At 43.2% G+C, this 20,397-nt stretch carries 25 protein-coding genes and 1 tRNA gene; 4 read left to right on the top strand and 22 right to left on the bottom strand.

Annotation, left to right across the window (positions count from 1 at the left end; translation table 11 throughout):
- Positions 1-36: 36 nt before the first annotated feature.
- From rpsR to OCV43_RS06600, 10 genes are all read right to left on the bottom strand, one after another.
- Positions 37-300: a 30S ribosomal protein S18 gene (gene rpsR, locus OCV43_RS06645; RefSeq protein WP_022244266.1), complete on the bottom strand. Its 264-nt coding sequence runs from the start codon at positions 298-300 to the stop codon at positions 37-39.
- A gap of 20 nt (positions 301-320) precedes the next feature.
- Complete coding sequence (locus tag OCV43_RS06640; protein WP_022244267.1) at positions 321-761, bottom strand: single-stranded DNA-binding protein; 441 nt, start codon at positions 759-761, stop codon at positions 321-323.
- Positions 762-784: 23 nt separating this feature from the next.
- Positions 785-1,075, bottom strand: coding sequence for a 30S ribosomal protein S6 (rpsF, locus tag OCV43_RS06635; protein WP_022244268.1), 291 nt, complete (start codon positions 1,073-1,075; stop codon positions 785-787).
- Positions 1,076-1,199: 124 nt separating this feature from the next.
- Positions 1,200-1,415, bottom strand: a complete 216-nt coding sequence (locus OCV43_RS06630) for a DUF951 domain-containing protein (RefSeq protein ID WP_117947476.1) — start codon at positions 1,413-1,415, stop codon at positions 1,200-1,202.
- Positions 1,416-1,474: 59 nt separating this feature from the next.
- Positions 1,475-2,191: an NAD-dependent protein deacylase gene (locus OCV43_RS06625; RefSeq protein ID WP_262623684.1), complete on the bottom strand. Its 717-nt coding sequence runs from the start codon at positions 2,189-2,191 to the stop codon at positions 1,475-1,477.
- A gap of 39 nt (positions 2,192-2,230) precedes the next feature.
- On the bottom strand, positions 2,231-3,070 hold the full coding sequence (gene srtB / locus OCV43_RS06620) for a class B sortase (protein ID WP_262623683.1): 840 nt from the start codon (positions 3,068-3,070) through the stop codon (positions 2,231-2,233).
- A gap of 262 nt (positions 3,071-3,332) precedes the next feature.
- A tRNA-Met gene (locus tag OCV43_RS06615) sits at positions 3,333-3,406 on the bottom strand.
- A gap of 189 nt (positions 3,407-3,595) precedes the next feature.
- Positions 3,596-4,120: a spore maturation protein gene (locus tag OCV43_RS06610; RefSeq protein ID WP_022244272.1), complete on the bottom strand. Its 525-nt coding sequence runs from the start codon at positions 4,118-4,120 to the stop codon at positions 3,596-3,598.
- Between the two features lie 65 nt (positions 4,121-4,185).
- Entirely contained in the window at positions 4,186-4,887 is a 702-nt protein-coding gene (locus OCV43_RS06605; RefSeq protein WP_117947473.1) for a response regulator transcription factor, read from the bottom strand.
- Positions 4,887-5,501 (bottom strand): nucleoside recognition domain-containing protein, encoded by a 615-nt coding sequence (locus tag OCV43_RS06600; RefSeq protein ID WP_117842268.1) that lies wholly within the window; start codon positions 5,499-5,501, stop codon positions 4,887-4,889. The genes OCV43_RS06605 and OCV43_RS06600 overlap by 1 nt, the downstream gene beginning before the upstream one ends.
- Positions 5,502-5,670: 169 nt before the next feature.
- Here OCV43_RS06600 and OCV43_RS06595 point away from each other — a divergent pair, with 169 nt between their 5' ends.
- Positions 5,671-7,443, top strand: coding sequence for a DUF885 domain-containing protein (locus OCV43_RS06595; RefSeq protein WP_262623682.1), 1,773 nt, complete (start codon positions 5,671-5,673; stop codon positions 7,441-7,443).
- 3 nt (positions 7,444-7,446) lie between these two features.
- On the opposite strand, the gene rsmI is transcribed toward OCV43_RS06595, so the two are convergent.
- The 10 genes from rsmI to OCV43_RS06545 are packed head-to-tail and all read right to left on the bottom strand — an operon-like array spanning position 7,447 to position 14,879.
- Positions 7,447-8,286, bottom strand: coding sequence for a 16S rRNA (cytidine(1402)-2'-O)-methyltransferase (gene rsmI / locus OCV43_RS06590; protein WP_262623681.1), 840 nt, complete (start codon positions 8,284-8,286; stop codon positions 7,447-7,449).
- A gap of 39 nt (positions 8,287-8,325) precedes the next feature.
- Positions 8,326-9,096, bottom strand: a complete 771-nt coding sequence (locus tag OCV43_RS06585) for a prolipoprotein diacylglyceryl transferase (RefSeq protein ID WP_117947534.1) — start codon at positions 9,094-9,096, stop codon at positions 8,326-8,328.
- Positions 9,097-9,115: 19 nt separating this feature from the next.
- Positions 9,116-9,865: a tRNA1(Val) (adenine(37)-N6)-methyltransferase gene (locus OCV43_RS06580; RefSeq protein ID WP_022244278.1), complete on the bottom strand. Its 750-nt coding sequence runs from the start codon at positions 9,863-9,865 to the stop codon at positions 9,116-9,118.
- Entirely contained in the window at positions 9,852-10,763 is a 912-nt protein-coding gene (locus OCV43_RS06575; RefSeq protein ID WP_022244279.1) for a PSP1 domain-containing protein, read from the bottom strand. Before OCV43_RS06575 ends, OCV43_RS06580 begins: the two co-directional genes overlap by 14 nt.
- Position 10,764: 1 nt before the next feature.
- Complete coding sequence (locus OCV43_RS06570) at positions 10,765-11,754, bottom strand: DNA polymerase III subunit (protein WP_262623680.1); 990 nt, start codon at positions 11,752-11,754, stop codon at positions 10,765-10,767.
- 49 nt (positions 11,755-11,803) lie between these two features.
- The gene (locus OCV43_RS06565; protein WP_022244281.1) at positions 11,804-12,244 is read right to left on the bottom strand and encodes a YaaR family protein; all 441 of its coding nucleotides are present in this window, start codon (positions 12,242-12,244) and stop codon (positions 11,804-11,806) included.
- Between the two features lie 8 nt (positions 12,245-12,252).
- Entirely contained in the window at positions 12,253-12,843 is a 591-nt protein-coding gene (locus OCV43_RS06560; RefSeq protein WP_117842276.1) for a nucleoside/nucleotide kinase family protein, read from the bottom strand.
- Positions 12,844-12,899: 56 nt separating this feature from the next.
- Positions 12,900-14,315, bottom strand: a complete 1,416-nt coding sequence (locus OCV43_RS06555) for an aminotransferase class I/II-fold pyridoxal phosphate-dependent enzyme (protein WP_262623679.1) — start codon at positions 14,313-14,315, stop codon at positions 12,900-12,902.
- Positions 14,316-14,366: 51 nt separating this feature from the next.
- Positions 14,367-14,627, bottom strand: coding sequence for a Txe/YoeB family addiction module toxin (locus tag OCV43_RS06550; protein WP_022244284.1), 261 nt, complete (start codon positions 14,625-14,627; stop codon positions 14,367-14,369).
- On the bottom strand, positions 14,628-14,879 hold the full coding sequence (locus tag OCV43_RS06545; protein WP_022244285.1) for a type II toxin-antitoxin system Phd/YefM family antitoxin: 252 nt from the start codon (positions 14,877-14,879) through the stop codon (positions 14,628-14,630). It abuts the gene before it with no gap.
- A gap of 372 nt (positions 14,880-15,251) precedes the next feature.
- On the opposite strand from OCV43_RS06545, the gene OCV43_RS06540 reads away from it, so the two are divergent.
- The 3 genes from OCV43_RS06540 (at position 15,252) to mobA (ending at position 18,740) form a co-directional block, all read left to right on the top strand.
- Entirely contained in the window at positions 15,252-16,034 is a 783-nt protein-coding gene (locus tag OCV43_RS06540) for a sporulation initiation factor Spo0A C-terminal domain-containing protein (RefSeq protein ID WP_022244286.1), read from the top strand.
- A 592-nt stretch (positions 16,035-16,626) separates the two neighbouring features.
- Complete coding sequence (locus OCV43_RS06535; protein WP_262623678.1) at positions 16,627-17,658, top strand: ATP-binding protein; 1,032 nt, start codon at positions 16,627-16,629, stop codon at positions 17,656-17,658.
- A gap of 56 nt (positions 17,659-17,714) precedes the next feature.
- On the top strand, positions 17,715-18,740 hold the full coding sequence (mobA, locus tag OCV43_RS06530) for a molybdenum cofactor guanylyltransferase (RefSeq protein ID WP_262623677.1): 1,026 nt from the start codon (positions 17,715-17,717) through the stop codon (positions 18,738-18,740).
- 4 nt (positions 18,741-18,744) lie between these two features.
- Here mobA and OCV43_RS06525 read toward each other — a convergent pair whose 3' ends face one another.
- Both OCV43_RS06525 and OCV43_RS06520 read right to left on the bottom strand, forming a co-directional pair.
- Positions 18,745-19,614, bottom strand: a complete 870-nt coding sequence (locus tag OCV43_RS06525; protein ID WP_262623676.1) for a hypothetical protein — start codon at positions 19,612-19,614, stop codon at positions 18,745-18,747.
- On the bottom strand, positions 19,614-20,228 hold the full coding sequence (locus OCV43_RS06520; protein WP_022244291.1) for a type IV toxin-antitoxin system AbiEi family antitoxin domain-containing protein: 615 nt from the start codon (positions 20,226-20,228) through the stop codon (positions 19,614-19,616). The genes OCV43_RS06525 and OCV43_RS06520 overlap by 1 nt, the downstream gene beginning before the upstream one ends.
- Between the last annotated feature and the right edge of the window lie 169 nt (positions 20,229-20,397).

Raw genomic sequence — 20,397 nt, 5'->3', positions numbered from 1 at the left:
CCTTTTGTATACGCTGTGTACCTGCCGGTTTCAGGACTAATCCTGAACGTAAGGCATAATTGCGATATGACGTGCTCTCTTGATAGCAACTGTCAAAGCTCTCTGATGTTTTGCACAGTTTCCTGTGATTCTTCTTGGAAGAATTTTTCCTCTCTCAGAGATATATCTTTTTAACTTATTTACATCTTTATAATCGATGGTGTTGTCTTTTCCACAGAAAACACAAACTTTCTTTCTTCTGTGCATTCCGCCTCTTCTTCTCATTGGCGCACCATCTCTGTCTGTCTTATTGAAAGCCATGGCTATTACCTCCTATTGATTTAGTTAAATGGTAATTCCTCATCAATTCCGTCAGGGATATTCATAAATCCATCGCCTGCACTGCTTGGTGAAGGTCTGTCAGCCGGTGCAAAACCGCCTGCATTGTCGGATGCTGATTTACTCTCAGCAAATTCCTGCTCTTCTATTATGACATCAGTGGTATATACTTTCTGACCGTCTTTGTTGGTGTAACTTCCGGTCTGGATACGACCTGTTACAAGTACCTTAATTCCTTTATGGAAATATTTCTCAGCAAACTCTCCTGCTCTTCCAAATGCTACGCAGTTGATAAAATCAGCGGTCTGCCCATCATTCCCTTCACGTCTGCCTCTGCGGTCTACAGCCAGTGAATATCTTGCGATTGCCATCTGGTTATCTCCGCTGGAGTAACGAACCTCCGGGTCTCTTGTTAAACGTCCCATAAGTATAACTTTATTCATACCACTTTCTCCTTCTCTTCTATTTATGCCTCGTCTTTTCTAACGCATAAGAAACGAAGTACGTTGTCCATAATACGAACATTCTGCTCTACTTCTGCCGGAACAGATGATTCTGCCTCGAACTGGATGAAATAGTAGAAGCCGTCGCTCATTTTCTGAATGTCGTAAGCTAATTTCTTCTTACCCCACTCTTCTACTTCTGTTACAGTTCCACCTGCACGAGTGATATACTCTTTTGCTCTCTCAACTGTAGCAGTTCTGACATCGTCTTCGATCTTGGCATTCACAACAAGTGCTAATTCATATTTGTTCATGCTAGATTTACCTCCTTTTGGTCTCTGGCCTCCTGTCTATGCAGGAAGCAAGGAATTTTTACATATCACGAGCCTATATGATAGCATAATCTGACCTGTTTCGCAAGTGTTTTTCTTATTATTCTTACGATTCTGTTTCATTTTTTTGCTCATTTTTCTTTCGAAGCCCTTTGGTATTCTTCTCCACCAGTTTTCTGGCAATCATAATCTGATGGTCACAACCCATGCATTTCAACCGGAAATCCGCTCCTACCCGAAGAATTTCCCACTCCTGGCTTCCACAGGGATGCTGTTTTTTTAATTTTACAATATCGCCTACTTCGTATTGATAATTATTCATGTCGTCCCTTTCTTCTATGATTATCTTCTATTATTATCAGGTAATTTCTTCTGCCTCTTTCAGACCTCTGACAATACGGCTCCGATGCTGCCCTGTATCAGTAAGTCTGCCCGGCTGTCCAATGGCGTGGTGGACTTATTAATCAGCACCAGCTTATTGCCCCGGTAATAATCGATAAGTCCTGCTGCGGGATATACTGCCAGTGAAGTGCCGCCGATGATGAGCATATCTGCATGGCTGATATAATACACTGCATCCTCTAAGGTCTGCTGGTCTAAGCCTTCCTCATATAAAACCACATCCGGCTTGATGCTGCCGCCGCATTCATCACAGGTTGGAATTCCACTACTCTTTAAAATGTACTCTGCATCAAATAGCTTTCCGCAGCTCTGGCAGTAGTTCCGGTGGACACTGCCATGAAGCTCTAATACCTTTTTGCTGCCGGCCGCCTGATGCAGTCCATCGATATTCTGCGTCACAACCGCCTTTAACTTACCTGCTGCCTCAAGCTCTGCTAGTTTCTTATGTGCTGCATTAGGCTTTGCATCCAGGCACAGCATTTTATCCCGGTAGAATCGGTAAAATTCTTCTTTTTTACGCATATAAAAGCTGTGGCTTAAGATGGTTTCCGGCGGATAATCGTATTTCTGGTTATAAAGTCCGTCCACACTCCGGAAATCCGGAATGCCGCTCTCCGTAGATACACCTGCACCTCCAAAGAATACTATATTATCTGAGTCCATGACCCATTGCTTCAATGTCTCGATACCATCCATTCTGCTGCCTCCTGTTCCATTAAAAGTAGTCTTTCTCTTTTATTCCGCTTCGCTTTCTGTGCCTGCATTCTCCTCTGCCGGTGCCACGTCACCGTTTGGAACTGCCTCTGTCTGTACCGCATGTACCAAGAAACGGTAATCATAGCCTGCCTTGTTGCAGGTCATCAATGTAATTACTTTATCCTCTGGTGTTACTTCTACGCCGGTATCATACGCTGACTGCGCCTTTACACCATCTAAGAATTCCTGAAACTGCTCATCGGATGCAAACTGGGTATAGAAATCCACTTCATTATCCACTCTTGCCAGATAACAGGAAAAAATATCATAACGGTAGGTATAATCCGGTGTATAAATATAAAAATACGGATTTTCTTTATAAAATTCCTCATCCTTATAGTCATTTAATTTACCAAACATGGTCTTGTCCTTCATATTATGACCATAGATGAAGGTATTCTGGTCAGAAAAATCAGCATGATTGTTGGCATCCATGAAAATACTTGCCGCTGTTACAGCCTGTCCCTCAAAGGTATGCTTCAGATAATATTCATTATCCTCTCCCTGCATAATCGGATAGCTGATATTAATATTTTCAAACCGGATCCAGCCGATGCAGTCCGGGTTCAGCTCCTTTAATCCGGAAAAATCTACAGTAAATTCTCCGTTTTCTTCCGTACTGATTTCATCCTTTGGCTGCTCACTGACATATTTCTGCAGTCCCTTATATTCATGGCTTCCTTTCCAGTAAGTAATTCCATACAGAATCAATCTTACTGCCGCATACAAAAATACTGCCAGTGCCAGCAGAAATAAAATCCGAAACAGTATATTCTGCTGTTTTTTCTTCTTTCGCTCATTTTTAATCTTTCCTGTCATTGTCACACCCCCAATTTTTCTCTATTTGCTGCAATAGACCTACAGAATCTGCCACTGGCAGCTTCTTACGGATGCGTTGGTAACTGCGAGCAACTCGCGTAAAAAAGAATGTGCCTTGGCACATTCTCGCGCCTGCGGCGGTCGCTTGCGACATCTACCTTATACGCCGCAGTGCGCATCCCCGCGGAGCGGTTTTTACTTTACAGGAAAGCAATTTCCTGTAAAGTAAAAAACCACCGCCCATAAGACAGTGGTTAAAGAGTTGCGGGAACAGGATTTGAACCTGTGACCTTCGGGTTATGAGCCCGACGAGCTTCCAGACTGCTCCATCCCGCGCTATTTATTTGCAAAAGCTATTATAGTCCTTCCTTCTGCAAATGTCAAATTTCTATGTCCCTGCCTTACATAATATACAGTTACAAGCACTTTTATTCCTGATTTTTGAAGAATTGTATCTTCATCATCTGAAGTCCTGTACAGTCCTCGTCAACCCAGAAAAAGTGTAGCACACTATTTATGGAAAGTCTACACCCGTCCCGCCAAAAAGATACTTGCCGCAATTCCTGCCAGCGTAGCAAACAATGCCCCCGGAAGCGTAAAGCCGGTCTTTCGTACTTTTACCGACATAAAATAAATTGACATGGTATAAAAAATGGTCTCGGTGCAGCTTAACATGACAGAGGCTGCCATTCCCACGAAGGAATCACACCCGGCTTCCTTGTATAAATCCACCAGCAGTCCGGTTGCCGCCGAGGAGGAAAACATTTTGACAATGGCAATGGGGATAAGTTCGGAAGGGATTCCGATATGTTTCGTCCAGCCCATGCAGGTAGTAGAAATGAAGTCCAACAGCCCGGAAGCTCTTAGGATCCCGACTGCTACCATAAGCCCCACCAGCGTTGGCAGGATTCCAACTACTGTCTGTATGCCTTCTTTTGCGCCCTTTAAAAAATCGTCATATACATTTTTCTTCATCAGAATGCCGAATCCTACGATGTAAAAGACCAGTATCGGAATCAGGGCATCTGACAGGAACATAAGAAAGCGCATCCTCATTCTCCTGCTAAGAGCTTCTTTTTCATTCTATGCAGACATGAGAACTATCATGCCTCTTTTTACTGCTTCCGCAGGCGCAGCCCCACGCCCTTGCGGGTTTCGATGTAATCCCTGCCGCTTAATTCCCGCAGTTTCCGTCGTAAGTTGCTGGCATGGACTTTGATGGAATTTTCTACACAGTCCGGTGTATCTTCTGCAATTTCATCTAACAGCGTGGTCTTTGTCACTGTCCGTCCGTTCCGCTGTATCAGGCATTTTAAAATAGCAGCTTCTGTTCTGGTAAGCTTCGTAGTCTGCCCGCCAATGGTCGCCAGCCGCTTCTCGATATCCAGCTTTATCTCTTCGTAATAGAAAAATCTTACTTTCTCTTTTTCTGCCGGAATCTTACTCAGACGTACTTCCACGCGGATGCGGAATTCCTGTATATCAAAGGGCTTTCTGATATAATCGTCTGCCCTTTCTATGCATTTTTTACACCGTTCAAAAACAGAGCCGGTTTTCTCCGGCCGAATCAATAGCAGCGGCTTTGCCTGCACCAGGGCGAGGAAGGTATTCTCCCATATTGCTGCTACATCTTCTTTTCCGGCAAATTCCTTCTGCTCAAGGTCTAATACCACCATATCCACAATAACCTGCTGAAATAACTCCCCGGCATCTGTGAGGGAATCCGCCCGCACTGTAAAATAGCCTTTTTCGTCCAGTACCTGCTCCATGGCATCCCCCAATGCTTTATCCTGTTCGATGATTCCTATGGTATACATTAATCCGTTCTCCTTCGACTTACAATCCGGCAGAAAATGACTGCCGTTGCTGTGCTGATAATGGTCGCTGCAAGTCCCGGTCCCACCACCGCAGCCGGATGCACCGAGCCGTACTGACTGCGGTACGCCACAATGTTCATTGGAATCAGTTGCAGAGACGATATATTGATAATCAAAAAGGTACACATTTCCTTTGTGGCATTTCCGGAATACTTCTGTATGTTTTTTCCGGCTGCCTTAAGTCTGGCAATATGTAACTCCTGTAATTGCTGCATTGCCTTTAAGCCTGCCGGCGTTGCCGCCCAGCCAAGCCCTAACATATTGGCTATCATGTTGACTGCTATGTAATGATTGGCAGGATGGTCATCGGGTATATCCGGAAAAAGAAATGTCAGCACCGGCCGCATTTTCTTTACTGCCGCTTTTACAATGCCGCTGCATTCCGCAATTTTCATCATTCCCATCCAGAACGCCATGACTCCTGTCATCGTAATGGCTAATGCCACTGCTTCTTTGGCAGAGTTTACTGCTGCCTCCGTCACTTCCGGCAGTGTTCCGTTGATTGCACCGTAGAGCACTCCCACAAGAATCATAAATCCCCACAGATAATTCATTTCGAACCTCTTTTGCTTTCCCGTTACTCTACTATATGCAGTTTCCCCGGAAGGAACTACTTTCTCTGGTGATTATAGCACACCCTCTTCTGCCATATCACGTTCTTTTGTCATATCGATACGATTTTTTTCATATTCTTTGTTGAATACTCTTCATCCGAGGCCGTCTATGCTGCACAAATATATTTCTCCTTTTCTGATAACCATTTGCTTTGCTTTATCCTTATTTCTTCTAAGCGGGTGCAGCAAAGACCAGTCGGCTTCTGATTCCGGTTATATTGCACCGGATTCCATTTCCTTTGAGGAATATACCAGTCTTTTATTTCAAAGCGAAGTAACCTCCGATACCCTGACCCTTCACTATACCTTAAGCCAGCCGGAAGTCTATGGCATTACCGATTATAAAATTGCTCTGCCGGATTATTCTGCCGATGCCAGAAAGCAATCTGCCTTAAATATCGAAAATATCTCCTGTGGGTTACAGTCCTATGACTATGAGGTACTGACCACCGAGCAGAAGCTGACTTATGATATTTTAAATGACTATGTCTCTTCTAACCGCAGTCAGTCGGACTATACCTATTACCCGGAAATCCTGCGTCCTTCCACCGGATTTCCTGCCCAGCTTCCGGTTCTGCTATCAGAATACCATTTCTATGACCGTAAAGATGTGGAGGATTATCTGACTCTGCTTTCACTGATCCCATCCTGCTTTGATTCTGTCTTAGATTATGAAACGAATAAAATCAATGAGGGACTTTTTCTTTCGGATACCCAGGCGGATACGCTGATTGCAGACTTAAATACCTTCTGTGATAACAGTTCTGAGCATTATCTGATTACTACTTTTCGTAATAAAGTAGCGGAACTTCCTGATTTAACAGCAGAGGAACAGGCTTCCTACTGTATCGAAAATGAAAGTGCTTTTAGGGAATATGTTCTGCCAGCCTATGAAGCTTTGCGGGATTTTCTGGTGGAGCACAAGGGTAGTGGCAGCAACTCCGCCGGACTTTGCTATTTTCCGGATGGCTCAGACTATTATGCTGCTTTGGTTTATGATGCCACCGGCTCTTCCCATTCCATAGATGAACTTTTAGAAATGACGGAAAAGCAACGGAAATCCGACCTTCTTGCCATCAACGGGATTGCTGCCAGTCATCCCGGTATCTCTCTTGCTACCGATGATTTTCCAATGAAGGATGCCACCCCGGAGGAGATGCTTACCTGTCTTTCTTCCGCTATTACAAAGGATTTCCTGCCGCCGGTCTCTACGGATTTTTCCGTCCGCTCCGTGGACCCTTGTATGCAGGATTCCATGGCTCCCGCCTTTTATCTGACGGCCCCTATCGATAACATTTCCCATAATGTCATCTATATCAATCCCCGCAGCCACTACGAAGGCTTCGAGCTTTTCACCACACTGGCGCACGAAGGATTCCCGGGACATCTCTATCAGACTACCACTACGTCTGCCTCCGGCTGTGCACCCATCCGGAGTATTCTCAACTATCCCGGCTATGTAGAGGGCTGGGCAACTTATGTGGAAATGCTCTCTTACTCTTATGCCGGTCTGCCGGAGGAAAAGGCTTCGCTCCTTATGCACAACCAGTCCGCTCTTTTGAGCCTCTATGCCACCGCAGATTTATCCATTCATGCAAAGGGTTGGACACTCAGTGACCTTAAGGACTTCTTAAGTGATTATGGCATCGACAATAAGGAAGCCGTCTCCGAAATCTACGACTATATCGTAGCGGAGCCGGCTCATTATCTCAAATATTATATTGGCTGCCTGGAATTCCTTCAGCTAAAGGACTACGCCAAAGAAACCTTCGGGGATTCCTATTCCGATAAACAGTTTCACCAGGCAGTGTTGTCCATCGGTCCTGCACCTTTTGATATTGTAAAAAAATATTTAAAGGACTACTACCGGCAGACTATTTAACTTCTACTTTAACAGTGCCTGATATACATCACGTTTACTGATGCCACGATCCTTTGCCACCTGCTTCATGGCTTCCTTCCGTTCCATGCCGGAAGCCTCATAATGTGCCATATGTTCCTCGACGGAAAGGCTCTCCCAGGCTTCTCTTGCTTCCTGTTCCTTTGTCTCAAATGTCTTTCCGGAAATAACTAAAACGTACTCTCCTTTTGGTTCGTTGTCCTCATAGAATCTTATGACATCTTCGAATGTCGTTTTTGTCGTGTTCTCATATCGCTTGGTCAGCTCCTTGCAGACCGTTAATTCACGGTTTCCAAGAACTTCATAAAGCTCCTTTAAGGTCTTGAGAAGGTGGTGTGGAGCTTCGTATACTATCATGGTTCGGCTCTCCTGAGCCAGTTCCTCCAAGACTCTGGCACGCTCTTTTTTATCTCTTGGAAGAAATGCCTCAAAGGCAAATCGTCTGGTGGGAAGTCCAGACATGGTCAATGCAGTAATGCAGGCTGCCGGTCCCGGAAGGGATGTTACTTCGATGCCATTTTCATAACAGATACGGACCAGTTCTTCTCCCGGGTCAGAAATACCCGGTGTTCCGGCATCTGTTACCAGGGCAATATTTTTGCCTTCCTGCAATTTCTCTACCAGCTTGTATGCCTTTTCAATTTTGTTATATTCATGATAGCTGGTCATCGGTGTCTTAATCTCAAAATGATTTAAGAGCTTAATGGAATTTCTCGTATCCTCTGCCGCTATTAAATCTACTTCCTTTAAGGTACGCAATACCCGGAACGTGATGTCCTCTAAATTTCCAATGGGTGTTGCACACAGATACAGTTTTCCTGCCATAATCTATCCTCTTTTATTTAAGTGGTATTATATATCTTCTTACTCCGCTTTCTTCGCATCTTCATAAATGCGCGGCAACATCTGATAGAGTATGATGCCTGCTGCCACAATACCAATGGAAATAAACTGGGAAGTAGAAAGGAATCCCACGCTTCCGCGGTAATCACTTCTTAAAAATTCCACACCAAATCTTCCGATTCCATAGAACATTAAGTATAAGGATGCCACTCTGCCTTTTTTCGGCTTACGCTTTGCATAAGCAAGCAGCATCAGGCAAATCATGAAGTCTCCTGCAGATGAAATAAGCTGTGTTGGTATCAGCTTGACTCCATTTGGAGCATAGTCGGAATGAGTAAAGGTAATTCCAAACCAGCTGTCCGTTGCTTTTCCGTAACAACAGCCTGCAAAGAAACATCCGATTCTTCCAAAGCCCTGTGCCAGTGCTACTGCCGGCATAACAAGGTCAAAGTATTCGATGAAAGATACCTTCTTTATCCTGCAGTAAAGCCAGGATACTAAGATTCCTCCGATAATTCCTCCATATACTACATAACCGTTTTTAAAGTTCCAGAGAATGGATGGGTCTTTGATAATCTCCGGAATCTCTACAATATAATAAAGCAATCTGGTTCCCACCAGTCCGCCGATGATGGCACACCAGAAGATTCCATAAAGGATATCTCCGCTTTTTTCCATTTTCATCTTTTTTCCACGGTAATAACACATCGCATATGCGGCTAAGAATCCAAGTCCAATCATCAGTCCATACGTATGAAGTGTCAACGGTCCAATTGTTATCTCATTAAACATATGTCTTTCCTTTCTTTCATTACAAATCATAAATCTCATATATTTCATCGGTGTATACATTCGGTTCCTTGTATACAATCAGCGGCTTCTCCACCGTCATACGGGAACGCCCGCCTCTGCAGCCTTCGATAAGTACCATGTTCGGCTCCCGGTCTGCATATGGATATACCAGCCGCATCCGCTTTGGCTCGATGCGATGCTCATGCATACAGCAGATGATTTCTGTCAGACGAAACGGGCGGTGTACCATAAAAAAATGTCCCCCCGGCTTTAGTATTCTCGCACTCTCCCTCATAATATCCGTAAGATTGCACAATATTTCATGGCGGGCAATTGCCTTTGCTTCCTCCGGATTCGTAAGACCGTGCTGTCCTATCATATAAGGCGGATTTGTGGTTATAATATCAAAAGAAGATGCCCCAAAGATCTTCGAGGCATCTTTTATATCTCCTGTTACGATATCGATTTTATCCGTCAATCCATTTAACGCAACACTTCGTCTTGCCATGTCGGCACTGTCCGGCTGAATCTCAAGCCCGGTAAAATGCTCTCCGGGAGTCTTCGCCTCTAATAGGATGGGAATCACTCCCGTTCCGGTTCCAAGGTCTAACACTCTCTGTTTCGGCTTTACCTTTACAAAAGCACTTAAGAGTACCGCATCCATTCCAAAGCAGAACTGCTTCGTATCCTGAATGATACGATAACCCTTGCGATTCAGCTCGTCCACACGCTCATCCGGTTTTAATTGAATCTCATTACTTGACGTCATTAATCTTAGACTTTCCTCCCTTATCCTCTAAGGCTTCCAGCTCTTTCATCTCTTCCGGAGAAAGTTTGATATTGTCTCTGCGTCTTCTTGGCTTGAACTTCAGCTCTTTTACCTTATATTCCCGAAGTTCTTTCTCATCATTTACTTCGATTAAGACCTTCACCAGCTGACGCAATACGTTAATGCTCTGTACTTCACCTTTACATCCATCAATTGTGGTAACGGTATCACCCACATTCGGAAGACGGCTGTTTAAATATTCGTATGTTTCAGCCTCATTTTTCAGACAGCACATCAGTCTGCCACATACACCGGAAATCTTAGTCGGATTTAAGGACAGGTTCTGCTCCTTTGCCATCTTAATGGATACCGGAGCAAAATCAGCCAGATAGGATTTACAGCATAATTCTCTTCCGCAGATTCCAATTCCGCCTAAAATCTTGGTCTCGTCTCTCACTCCAATCTGGCGCAGCTCAATTCTGGTACGGAATACTGCTGCCAGATCCTTTACCAGTTCACGAAAATCAATTCGTCCGTCTGCGGTAAAGTAAAACAGAAGCTTATTGTTATCAAAGGTATACTCTGCTTCTACCAGCTTCATTTCAAGCTTATGCTTTGCAATTTTCTCAAGACAGATTTTGTATGCTTCTTTTTCTTTCTCTTTATTTCTCTGCTCGGTCTTATCGTCCTCCGGTGTTGCCACGCGGATGACCGGCTTCAATGGCTGAACCACTGCTTTATCGTCTACCTCTTTCGGGGCAATCAGCACAGTTCCGTACTCTATGCCACGGGCAGTCTCCACGATAACATGGCTGCCTGCCGCCATCTTTGCTTTACCCGGGTCAAAATAATATATCTTTCCGGCTCTGCGGAATCTGACTCCAACTACTTTTGTCATTCTAATTCTCCTTTATTGTCAGCAGCAACAATTCCATCACAAGGTCAAAGTTGACATTTGCCGTAAGGCGCACCTTTGCCTTTTCCAACGCTTCTAATATTGCTTCAATTCCACTGTAGGAACTCTTGCTTGCCTGCTTCTTTATGTCATAGACTTCATCCTTAAATATCAGTCCATTTACATCTGTTGTTGCTTTATATAATAAAATGTCACGAAACCAGATCATCATGATATCAAGATAATCGTTGATTTCCATTTTATATTCGTTAATCTGTTTGATGGCTTCCTTAAATTCATAAAGCTCAATCTCATGGATTCGCTTTAATAACTGCACAGCTGCAGCTTTCAGCTCCTGAAAATCATCCGAAGAAGCCAACGCCATTGCCTTTCCCACATTTCCCTGGGCAAATGCCACACACACATCCGCCTGATAATCCGGCACTTTACAGTGCTCCATCAGATATTTTTTGATTTTATCATCGGAAACTACCTTAAGGTTCAATACCACACACCGGGAAAGAATCGTCGGTAAAAATGCATCCGCATTGGTAGTCAGCAGAATGATAACCGCATATGCCGGCGGCTCTTCGATGGTTTTTAACAGTGCATTCTGCGCCTGCTGGTTCATTTTCTCTGCTTCATCTACAATATAAATCTTATATCTGCTGCTGTATGGCTTCACATCTACATCATTTACAAGCTGGCTGCGGATATCTGCCACGGAAAGCGTATTCGGCTTCTCATGTGTGACATAAATGATGTCCGGCTGGTTGTGGTTCACTGCCTGCTTACAGGAATGGCACTTCATGCAGGGCTCAATGCCGTGCTGTTCACACTGCAGGGTCTGGGCAAATGCCTCCGCCAGCATTTTCTTGCCGGATTTGTCCGGTCCGTTCAATATATATGCATGGGATATTTTATCCATTTTTATTGCATTCTGTAAATGCTCTATAATCTGTTCATGTCCAATGATTTCTGCAAATCCTGCCATGTGCGCTCCTTTCTCCTGAAGCTTCCTGCTGTCTTAGGCTGCCCTGTTTTTACGTGAAAATATCCAGCAATAATCCTGCAATTTCCCCGATTTTATCCAATATGGTAATGTGGTCCGACTCATCCTTCACCAGCTCTTCCGCCAGTTCGTCTAAGTTCTTATCCACCAACTTGACGATTCCATAGACACGATGACGGCCTTTCCGGTCGAGAAAGTTCTCTCTGGAAAATTTATGGGAACGGGTTACGACTTCATTTAAGAAATCCTTCACCAGTCCGCGGTATTTCTTCATGTCCCGGATGTCCATATGCTGTGCAATAAGATTACCCTGCTTGGTAATGTCATCTAAGAGGCTGTTCAACCGCTGCTGAAGCTCCTGCTCTTCGATTGCACTGGTCAATGTAAATTTAAAGCTGCCGTCTCCGGTGTCTACCGGCGTGGTTCCGGTGGTCTGATTCACCGGTGCAGTGTCGTTTACTCTAATCTCCATTTTATCACCTATCCATTATATGATAGCACAAAAGCTGCAATTTCCTCTACTGTCTTTTGCAGATTATCATTCTCAAAATGTCTGGTAATTCCTGCCTTTTCCAATGCTTCTTCTGCAAAATCCGCATCATCTGCAAGAAATCTCCTGCAAAGCTCTGTATACTTTGGCTTATCCTGCATCCGCTCCCGGTCCAATGCCCGCTGCAGACGTAAACCATCTTCTACTTCTATATATATCGGTACGATTGCGTCTTTTCCATAATAGGCACAAAGCTGTGTATACACGGCAAGGGTGCCAATCAGAAGATAACTGTGCTCCGACAGATTGACCTGCCCGTCTGCAATTGTGGCATAGCGCCAGATTCCGTATATAGTATCATATGCGCGCTGCTCTATGACTTTTCCTTCTTTTTCGAGCTTCAAAAGCCTTTGTTCATCAATAAAATGATACTCTACGCCCTCCGCCTCGCCGGCACGGATCGGCCGGGTAGTATATGGTACAATCGTCTGAAGCTGCAACGCTTTCTCATCCCGCAGCATCTTATATATGGTATCTTTTCCTGTTGAGCTCTTGCCCATCAGGCAGAAAATCTTTCCCATGTGTAAATCTCCTGTTTCTACGGTTTTGCCGTCTGTTTTCTAGTATAAAATAATTTTCAGGAAATGACAACTTTTATCTTTCCGCCCTCAGTCACGCCATGAATATGAAATGCATTCTCCCGGCAGGTTTTTATCACTGCCACTGCTTCTTTGGAAATCTCTTCTCCCGGCACCAGCATCGGGATACCCGGCGGATAAAGATAGACAAATGCTCCAGCCGTCTTGCCAACACTTTCCTTCAGTCCTATTTCCGCTGTCTTTGCATCCAGCGCTTCTGCAATGGATATGCGGACCGTCCGCTTTGCATAGGCTTCGGTCAGAAACTGCGGCGTTATTGTTCTTCTTGCTGCGGCTTCTTTTTTATCAATTTCTTCCAGTGCCGCATACAGCCGGTCAAAACCTTCCTCGCTGTCATAAATACTGGTCATTGCCAGCGCATAATCTCCCTGACACATTTCTAACTGCAAATGGTATTTCTCCCTGAGCAGCTGATACAGCTCTTCCCCGGAAAGTCCGGCTTTCGTGGCACGGAGTACCAGCTTCGACGGGTCTTTGGCAAAGCCTTCTGTCTCTTTTAAATCCACTTCTCCCATGACTTCCACATTAGAAAAATGGGATGCTTTTTCATAAAAGTCTTTCAGACGCTTCTCATATGCATCAAAATACTTCTCTTTCTCTTCCGTCAGAAGACGCACACATTCATCCATGCTGGCCAAGAATAAATAGGATGGAGAACTGGTTTCATAGATATTTAAGAACCACTCCAACCGCTCCTTCTTTATATATGAAGAATTCCAATGCAGAATTGCAGTCTGTGTAGGTGCCGGAAGCGTCTTATGCAGGCTCTGGATTACCACATCTGCTCCCAGTGTAATAGCTGATTTTGGGAAATACGGATGAAAGCCAAGATGCGCACCATGAGCTTCGTCTACAATCAGCGGAATCCCATGCTGATGGGCAATTTCTGCTATTTTTTCTATATCTGATACGATTCCATCATAGGTTGGTGATGTAAGAAACACAGCCTCAATACTTTCATCCGCTTCTAATGCAGCTTCCACCTGCTCCGGCAGTATTCCACCCTGTATCCCGAATTCTGTAAATACCGGATAGAGATATGTCACCTGTAACTCTCTTAAATATGCTGCATGATATGCTGCCTTATGGCTGTTTCGTGCCATCAGAAGATGTCCCTTTTTCGGTAATGCGGCACTGAGTGCTGCTAAAATACCGCAGGTACTTCCATTTACCAGAAAGAAAGAACTCTTTGCGCCCCATAATGCGGCTGCCCGCTCCTCGGCTTCCTTTATGATTCCTTCTGCGGCATGCAGATTATCAAATCCATCTATTTCTGTAATATCATATGTATAAGGATTGATGTCACAATCCAGTCTCCGCTTATGTCCCGGCATATGAAGGGGATACATATCAGAGGATGCAAGTTTACATAATTCATCTTTTATATATGTCATGGTTCACCTTTCGGTCTGTACTTCCTGTAAGTTGCGTTTTTTTCCATTGTTCTACTCTTCATAATGATATTTGCAAGTATAAATAATTAAATTTAAATTTACATCAAAATTGTATGTAAGGCGGTGTTCATCCGTAATCCGCCTGCTCCAGACTTTCCTGTATTTCAATGGTTCCGGCTTTCCTATTCCCTGTGCCAATCCCTCTCTGTCTATACTTTTTATCAATTCATTAATGCGTTTTACTATTTTCTTATCTTCCCGCTGCCACTCTGTATACTGCTCCCAGGCAGTCGGTGTAAAAATGATATTCACCTATAAATTCTCCAATTCCCCAATTGTTTTTACAATAACTCCACCAGATTCCGCTTCGGACATAGATTTGTCCAGCATAGCCAGATAATCTGCATTTCTCTGAGCTTTCTTCATATCGTTATATTCTGCTTCAGACATCATAACAATATTTTCATTCTTTGGTCTTGATACAATAATAGTCTCTCCATTTATTACCTTATTACACCACTCTTTAAAATGGTCTCTTACATTCATTGATTTTACTGCTATCATATTCTCACCTCTTTTCGTATTAAAATCCGTATGTTTTTTCGTACTTTTATTATATTCTACTATTTTGTCCAAGTCAACGGCTTCTATTCAGACTCTCCAGAAACGACTTTCGGGTGACTGCTTTGAAAGCAGCCACCCGAATCTATATGATAACTTTACACAACTCAAATTCTTTATCGATACTCCTTACTGGGTAGTTTACCACTTTTTTCCAACACAAACTTTACGCTTTTGTTGTTGGTTTTCGTTGGTTTGTATTGTTTTTTGTTGTTTTAAAGGGGTTTTTGAGATATAATAAGCTTAATTTTAAAGATGCCTTGTGAAATGTTATTTTATTGAAACGATATATGAGTAAATCAGGAGGACTTGTACATGGAAAAAACGCTCCACATTTTATTAATCGAAGATGATATGAACACCTGCAATCGTATTTCAAACTATATTGCAACTAAAGATAATATGGATTTAGCCGGCGTCACCAATAATTCTTATGTTGGCATTCAATATGTACAGAATACGCTTCCTGACGCTGTTATTCTTGATCTGGAATTGCATCACGGCGGTGGAAACGGACTGTTTTTCCTCTCTGACTTAAATAAACTGGGCTTAGAGAAAAAGCCTTATATTCTTGTCACTACTTACAACTCCAGCAAAATCACGCTGGAATCTGCCAGAAGACTTGGTGCTGATTTCATTATCGGCAAATATGAAGATTCTTATTCTCCGGAATCTGCTGTTGATTTTCTCGAACAGCTTCTTCCTATGATTGAAATGACAGAATCCACATCCAATACTTCTTATATGAAAGATAATCAAAAAGATTTAGAGCAGGGACTTATCCGCAGAATCCACCGGGAACTGGAGCTCATTGGTATCAGTCCAAAGGTTGTTGGTTACAAATATCTGACCGATGCCATTATGATAACAATTGATGGACCGACCACAAACATTTCCCAGATTCTTGGTAACAAGTATAAGAAGAGTAATTCCAGTGTGGAACGTGCCATGCAGAATGCCATTAACCGCGCATGGAATTCCAATGACACCGAAACTCTTCTTAACTGCTACACTGCCCACATTAATCCTGACCGCGGAATGCCTACCATTAAGGAGTTCATTTACTTTTACGCGGAAAAGATTACGGATGGACGTTAACCAAAATATTTTTTTATAAAATCTAAAAACCAAGCCATTTTTTCTTCCTCCTTCTCAAAATGTAAGAAGAGTATAGAAAAAACCGACTGGTTAACGGAGTTGCATTACAGATTGCATTTTATATGCTTTTTTCTTTCTTTATATGAGGTTATGTATGATTCAAGATAGCATTCGTTGGTTTTTTAACTTTTTATGTAGCTTTTATCTTTTTTATAAGCTCCTTAATTTGAAAAATCCTAAAATTCTTCAGAAAATATCCTTTTTCATTATCTTTCTTATAGATAGTTTTCTTTTTTGTTTTTTAGAAGCTAATAGTTTCATTTTCATTTTTCCAACAATTATACTTTTTAATACTTTTATATTGTCTCGTTTTACCCAGAAAACAATTTCATTAAGTCTTGTAACACTGGTTATTTCTGAAGGGATTCATTATATTCTCTTTCTTCTTGCAGCCTTGCTTACCGCCCTGGTAATTGCACCCTTTTTCTATGGACGCTATGATTTACCCTATGTAGCAATACAATTTACTGGTGGACTTCTTGAATCGCTCTTAATATTCCTTCTTTTCAAAATCAAAAGGCTCCGCCGTGGCATGCCATTTCTCTATCAAATCGGCTCTTCTGCCACAGGTTTCATCTTAAGCTGTTTTATTCTGCTCATTGTTACCATAATCAGCTTTTATGATTCCATTCCTGACATGCAGTTCCTCTTTCTCCTCATTGCCCTTTTCCTGATTGGACTTCTGCTTTATTGCTGGTGGCGGTTCCGGATTACCCGTGACTACCGGGAGAAGCTGCGGCAGGCGGAGCTTAAGGCTTTGCAGAATGAACTCATTGAGAAAGATAACCGCATCCGGAAATTAGAGGAAAATAATGATGCCCTGGCTAAGATTATTCATAAAGATAACAAGCTGATTCCGGCAATGGAACTGGCTGTCTGCGAATACTTAGAAACGGAAGCTACAGACGATGATACCAGAAAGAAGGGCGAACAGCTTGCCAGCGGGTTAAAGACCATGGCACAGGATCGGAAAGGTACGCTGAACTCCTACCGCCATGATGAACACGCTCTTCCGGTGACCGGGGTCTGTGTTTTAGATGCGCTTTTTACCTATATGCAGCAGCGTGCCCTGGCGCAGAACATCAACTTTTCCCTGCATATCACAGGCAATATTGTAAAAATGACGGAAGATATCATTTCCGGGGAAGACCTTTCCCACCTTCTGGCGGATTTGCTGGAAAATGCCATGATTGCCATTGGTGATAATGAGGTGCGCAGTCTTTCTGTCTGCCTTTGTCATGACGAAGATACTTCCACCCTGGAGATTTCTGACAGTGGAAATGCCTTTGATGTGCAGCTCTTTGAGGACTTTGGTCAGACCCGGCACACCACCCACAAGGACAGTGGCGGCAGCGGAATCGGTCTTATGGACATCTGGAAAATAAAGAAACAATACCGTGCATCCCTGCACATCATTGAATATACGCCGGGAACTTCCATATTTACGAAGAAGATTGCTCTGTTCTTTGACCAGAAAAATCACTATCTGATTCAGAGCTACCGCCGTAATGAAATTGAACGGGTACATATGAGAAATGATATGTTTGTTTTACAGTCAGACTGATTTATGTTATGATGGAAGAACTTTTGAGAAGGTAAATATTACATGAGGTAAATGTTATGAGTCATGCACTGGTTATATTATGTGGTGGAAAAAGTACAAGAATTGGAACGGACAAGGCTTTGCTCCCTTTTGGGGACTGCTGCCTGATTGAATATCTGGTCCGGAAATTTCAGCCGGATTTTCCAAAAATCTACCTTTCTGTCCAGCAGAAAAATGATTATGCGCATCTGAATCTTCCGGTGACAACCATTGGAGACATCTATGGAAATGCCGGTCCGCTGTCCGGTATCTTCAGCGCACTTTCCATGATCTCTGAGGAACGTGCCTTCTTCATTTCCGTAGATACACCTTTTGTAGAACCGGCACTGGGGCTTTACCTGCTGTCACAGCCACAGGAGCATCCTATCTGGGCGATTGAGCGTGCCAATGACCAGCTGGAGACACTTTCCGCAGTCTATTCTAAAAGCTGCATTCCGCAGGTGGGAAAAGCCATGCTCTTTCACCAATATTCCTTTAACCGGCTTCATGAGAAATGCAATGCCGGCTATATCCCGGAAGACGAACTGGCTAAAGTATGTCCGGTTCCACTGAATGAACAATTTTTTAACATCAATACCCGCACCCATTATTATCATGCCTTAAAGCTGCTTTCTGAACGGGGAGAGCTTTTTGATGAAGACAGCAATCTGGAGCTTCCGGCAACAGGCAATATTATTTCTTTTATTCCTGTGGTATCGCTGGTGGGGGATTCCATCATTGATAAAAAGACCTTCTGCATCCAGCTATTGGAGGCATTAAAAAAAGATGGCATTAAGGCTGCCATCTTTGATTCAGAAAAAGATTTTTCCAATATTACAAATGTAGACCTCATCCTCACCTGCGATTTAGAAGATGAAGACTGCTTTAAAATCGAGCTTTTGAGCAGTGAGTTAAATGAGACTCCGCTGCATCCCCTTTCCGGTCTTGTTGCCATCGCCAGTGATTTCGGTTACAAATGCGAAGAAGTTCCTTGCTTTGACTTCCGCAAGCCAAAGTCACTTCTCGGCTTCTTAAAGACGCTGATCCGCGACTATAGCCATTAAGTATCTACAGGAAACGGCACAGCTCCGGCATCCAGTCTCCGATAAAAATTTCATCTCTGATAATTGCACGCCAAACCGGTGGGAAGAAGGCTTCCAAAAGAGTCATCACTTCCACCCAGTCTGGCTCTTTTTTGCGTTCCCTCTTTAAGTATGCCGTCCATTTCCGTTTCATATAAGTATAATCCTTATAGTGAAGGACGGTATCCAGCCGGTCTTTTCCAAAGAACAGCTCTCTCTTTGTTCCAATTTCAATAATCTGCTGCTCAACCTTTCTGCCATCTAACGCCTCTTTCTTTAAGATTCCATAAATTTCTTCATAGCAGGACAGGTCGTTGATTAATTCCATTTTCTCTAAGATTTCCACAAAATTCTCTGCCACAACCTGCTCATAAGGATATTGCAGAAACTGGATTACCGTATTCTCCTGTAAGAAAAATGGCAATTCTCCATGGGCAGGCTGCATCTGCTCGTCCCGAAGCTCCTGAAAACGCAGGGTAATGGGAACTTCATGCTCCTTTGATTTTGCCAGCACCTCTATCTGATAGCTGCCCGCCCTTTCTTTCTCTATCTGATAGACATACTCCGGCTTCCGGCTTAACACCTCTTTCATGAGCTGCCCTAACTGTATTTCCGTTAAATGCTCATCCTTTACCACCTGATAATAATAGGAAAGGGAAAAGACTCTCTTCCGGCGATAATTCTCCACACCGAGGCTGCTGCCATTTCTAAGATAAAGCTTCTCTGCAAATGTTGATTTACTTATCTGATATAGAAAATACTCGGTTACCGCAGAAGGAAGCAGGTCCACAAAAGGGATCTGCAAGTCCTCACTTCTCTGCCGGATCAATGATTCTCTCAGTATGCACTCTGCCACTACAGCCACACTCCAATTCTGCTCTGAACCTTTGCCACAACCTTGCGGGCTCTGGCATATTCCATTAATTTTGCAATATCTTTCTTTGGCTCATTGATAAATGCCAGCAGCGCCTTCTTTAAATCCTCCCGCTCCAGACGTTCCTCGTACTTGAGGCAGTCACAGATAAGACGCTCTTTTTCATAAATCTTCATCTCGCCACCGGCAAAAGGAATGGCCGTTACGCCAAGCTCCATGACTTCCGGCTCTGTATAATATGGTTTCACCACCGGATATTCCATGCGGAACCTTGACTTCGAAGTATTCTTGCTAATGGCAATACTCCATTCATAAGGACGCTTCTCAATATAACCGTAATAGTAAAGGGCGCTGTCCATACATAAGATTCCATCCGGAAACAGTCCCAGAATAATTTCTTCCTGCGGCTTCTCTTCATACCCCATGGAATAATATCCACTCTTTACATGGTCAAGTATGCCGGCTTTCACCAGTCCCTGAATACTTTTATAGGTCAATCCCAAAGGATATAATTTTTCGGCTTTCACAATGCCATTATTTTCTTCTAAAAGCTTCTTTATCTCTTCAATGGTCTGCTCTTTCTGCTTCGCATTCATAGATATCGCTCCTTCGCATTTTTCTTCTAGTATAAGTTAATTTTTGCCGCTTGTCAATTTCTGTTGCAATTTGTCCCATTTTTTTAATTTGTCGTTGTAAAAGTCATTTTCTTGTCGTATAATTTATTTGGAACAATATTTAATGTCGCATATGTCTATTCGAATATAC

This window comes from Roseburia amylophila (assembly GCF_025567465.1).
Lineage (GTDB): Bacteria > Bacillota > Clostridia > Lachnospirales > Lachnospiraceae > Roseburia_C > Roseburia_C amylophila.
This window is presented reverse-complemented; position numbering and strand designations above follow the sequence as displayed.

What these genes read in the sequence shown, in the direction of transcription:
- rpsR (WP_022244266.1), bottom strand. Translation starts at nt 300, where the DNA reads ATGGCTTTCAATAAGACAGACAGAGATGGTGCGCCAATGAGAAGAAGA.
- OCV43_RS06640 (WP_022244267.1), bottom strand. Translation starts at nt 761, where the DNA reads ATGAATAAAGTTATACTTATGGGACGTTTAACAAGAGACCCGGAGGTT.
- rpsF (WP_022244268.1), bottom strand. Translation starts at nt 1,075, where the DNA reads ATGAACAAATATGAATTAGCACTTGTTGTGAATGCCAAGATCGAAGAC.
- OCV43_RS06630 (WP_117947476.1), bottom strand. Translation starts at nt 1,415, where the DNA reads ATGAATAATTATCAATACGAAGTAGGCGATATTGTAAAATTAAAAAAA.
- OCV43_RS06625 (WP_262623684.1), bottom strand. Translation starts at nt 2,191, where the DNA reads ATGGATGGTATCGAGACATTGAAGCAATGGGTCATGGACTCAGATAAT.
- srtB (WP_262623683.1), bottom strand. Translation starts at nt 3,070, where the DNA reads ATGACAGGAAAGATTAAAAATGAGCGAAAGAAGAAAAAACAGCAGAAT.
- OCV43_RS06610 (WP_022244272.1), bottom strand. Translation starts at nt 4,120, where the DNA reads ATGCGCTTTCTTATGTTCCTGTCAGATGCCCTGATTCCGATACTGGTC.
- OCV43_RS06605 (WP_117947473.1), bottom strand. Translation starts at nt 4,887, where the DNA reads ATGTATACCATAGGAATCATCGAACAGGATAAAGCATTGGGGGATGCC.
- OCV43_RS06600 (WP_117842268.1), bottom strand. Translation starts at nt 5,501, where the DNA reads ATGAATTATCTGTGGGGATTTATGATTCTTGTGGGAGTGCTCTACGGT.
- OCV43_RS06595 (WP_262623682.1), top strand. Translation starts at nt 5,671, where the DNA reads ATGCTGCACAAATATATTTCTCCTTTTCTGATAACCATTTGCTTTGCT.
- rsmI (WP_262623681.1), bottom strand. Translation starts at nt 8,286, where the DNA reads ATGGCAGGAAAACTGTATCTGTGTGCAACACCCATTGGAAATTTAGAG.
- OCV43_RS06585 (WP_117947534.1), bottom strand. Translation starts at nt 9,096, where the DNA reads ATGTTTAATGAGATAACAATTGGACCGTTGACACTTCATACGTATGGA.
- OCV43_RS06580 (WP_022244278.1), bottom strand. Translation starts at nt 9,865, where the DNA reads ATGACGTCAAGTAATGAGATTCAATTAAAACCGGATGAGCGTGTGGAC.
- OCV43_RS06575 (WP_022244279.1), bottom strand. Translation starts at nt 10,763, where the DNA reads ATGACAAAAGTAGTTGGAGTCAGATTCCGCAGAGCCGGAAAGATATAT.
- OCV43_RS06570 (WP_262623680.1), bottom strand. Translation starts at nt 11,754, where the DNA reads ATGGCAGGATTTGCAGAAATCATTGGACATGAACAGATTATAGAGCAT.
- OCV43_RS06565 (WP_022244281.1), bottom strand. Translation starts at nt 12,244, where the DNA reads ATGGAGATTAGAGTAAACGACACTGCACCGGTGAATCAGACCACCGGA.
- OCV43_RS06560 (WP_117842276.1), bottom strand. Translation starts at nt 12,843, where the DNA reads ATGGGAAAGATTTTCTGCCTGATGGGCAAGAGCTCAACAGGAAAAGAT.
- OCV43_RS06555 (WP_262623679.1), bottom strand. Translation starts at nt 14,315, where the DNA reads ATGACATATATAAAAGATGAATTATGTAAACTTGCATCCTCTGATATG.
- OCV43_RS06545 (WP_022244285.1), bottom strand. Translation starts at nt 14,879, where the DNA reads ATGATAGCAGTAAAATCAATGAATGTAAGAGACCATTTTAAAGAGTGG.
- OCV43_RS06540 (WP_022244286.1), top strand. Translation starts at nt 15,252, where the DNA reads ATGGAAAAAACGCTCCACATTTTATTAATCGAAGATGATATGAACACC.
- OCV43_RS06535 (WP_262623678.1), top strand. Translation starts at nt 16,627, where the DNA reads ATGCCATTTCTCTATCAAATCGGCTCTTCTGCCACAGGTTTCATCTTA.
- mobA (WP_262623677.1), top strand. Translation starts at nt 17,715, where the DNA reads ATGAGTCATGCACTGGTTATATTATGTGGTGGAAAAAGTACAAGAATT.
- OCV43_RS06520 (WP_022244291.1), bottom strand. Translation starts at nt 20,228, where the DNA reads ATGAATGCGAAGCAGAAAGAGCAGACCATTGAAGAGATAAAGAAGCTT.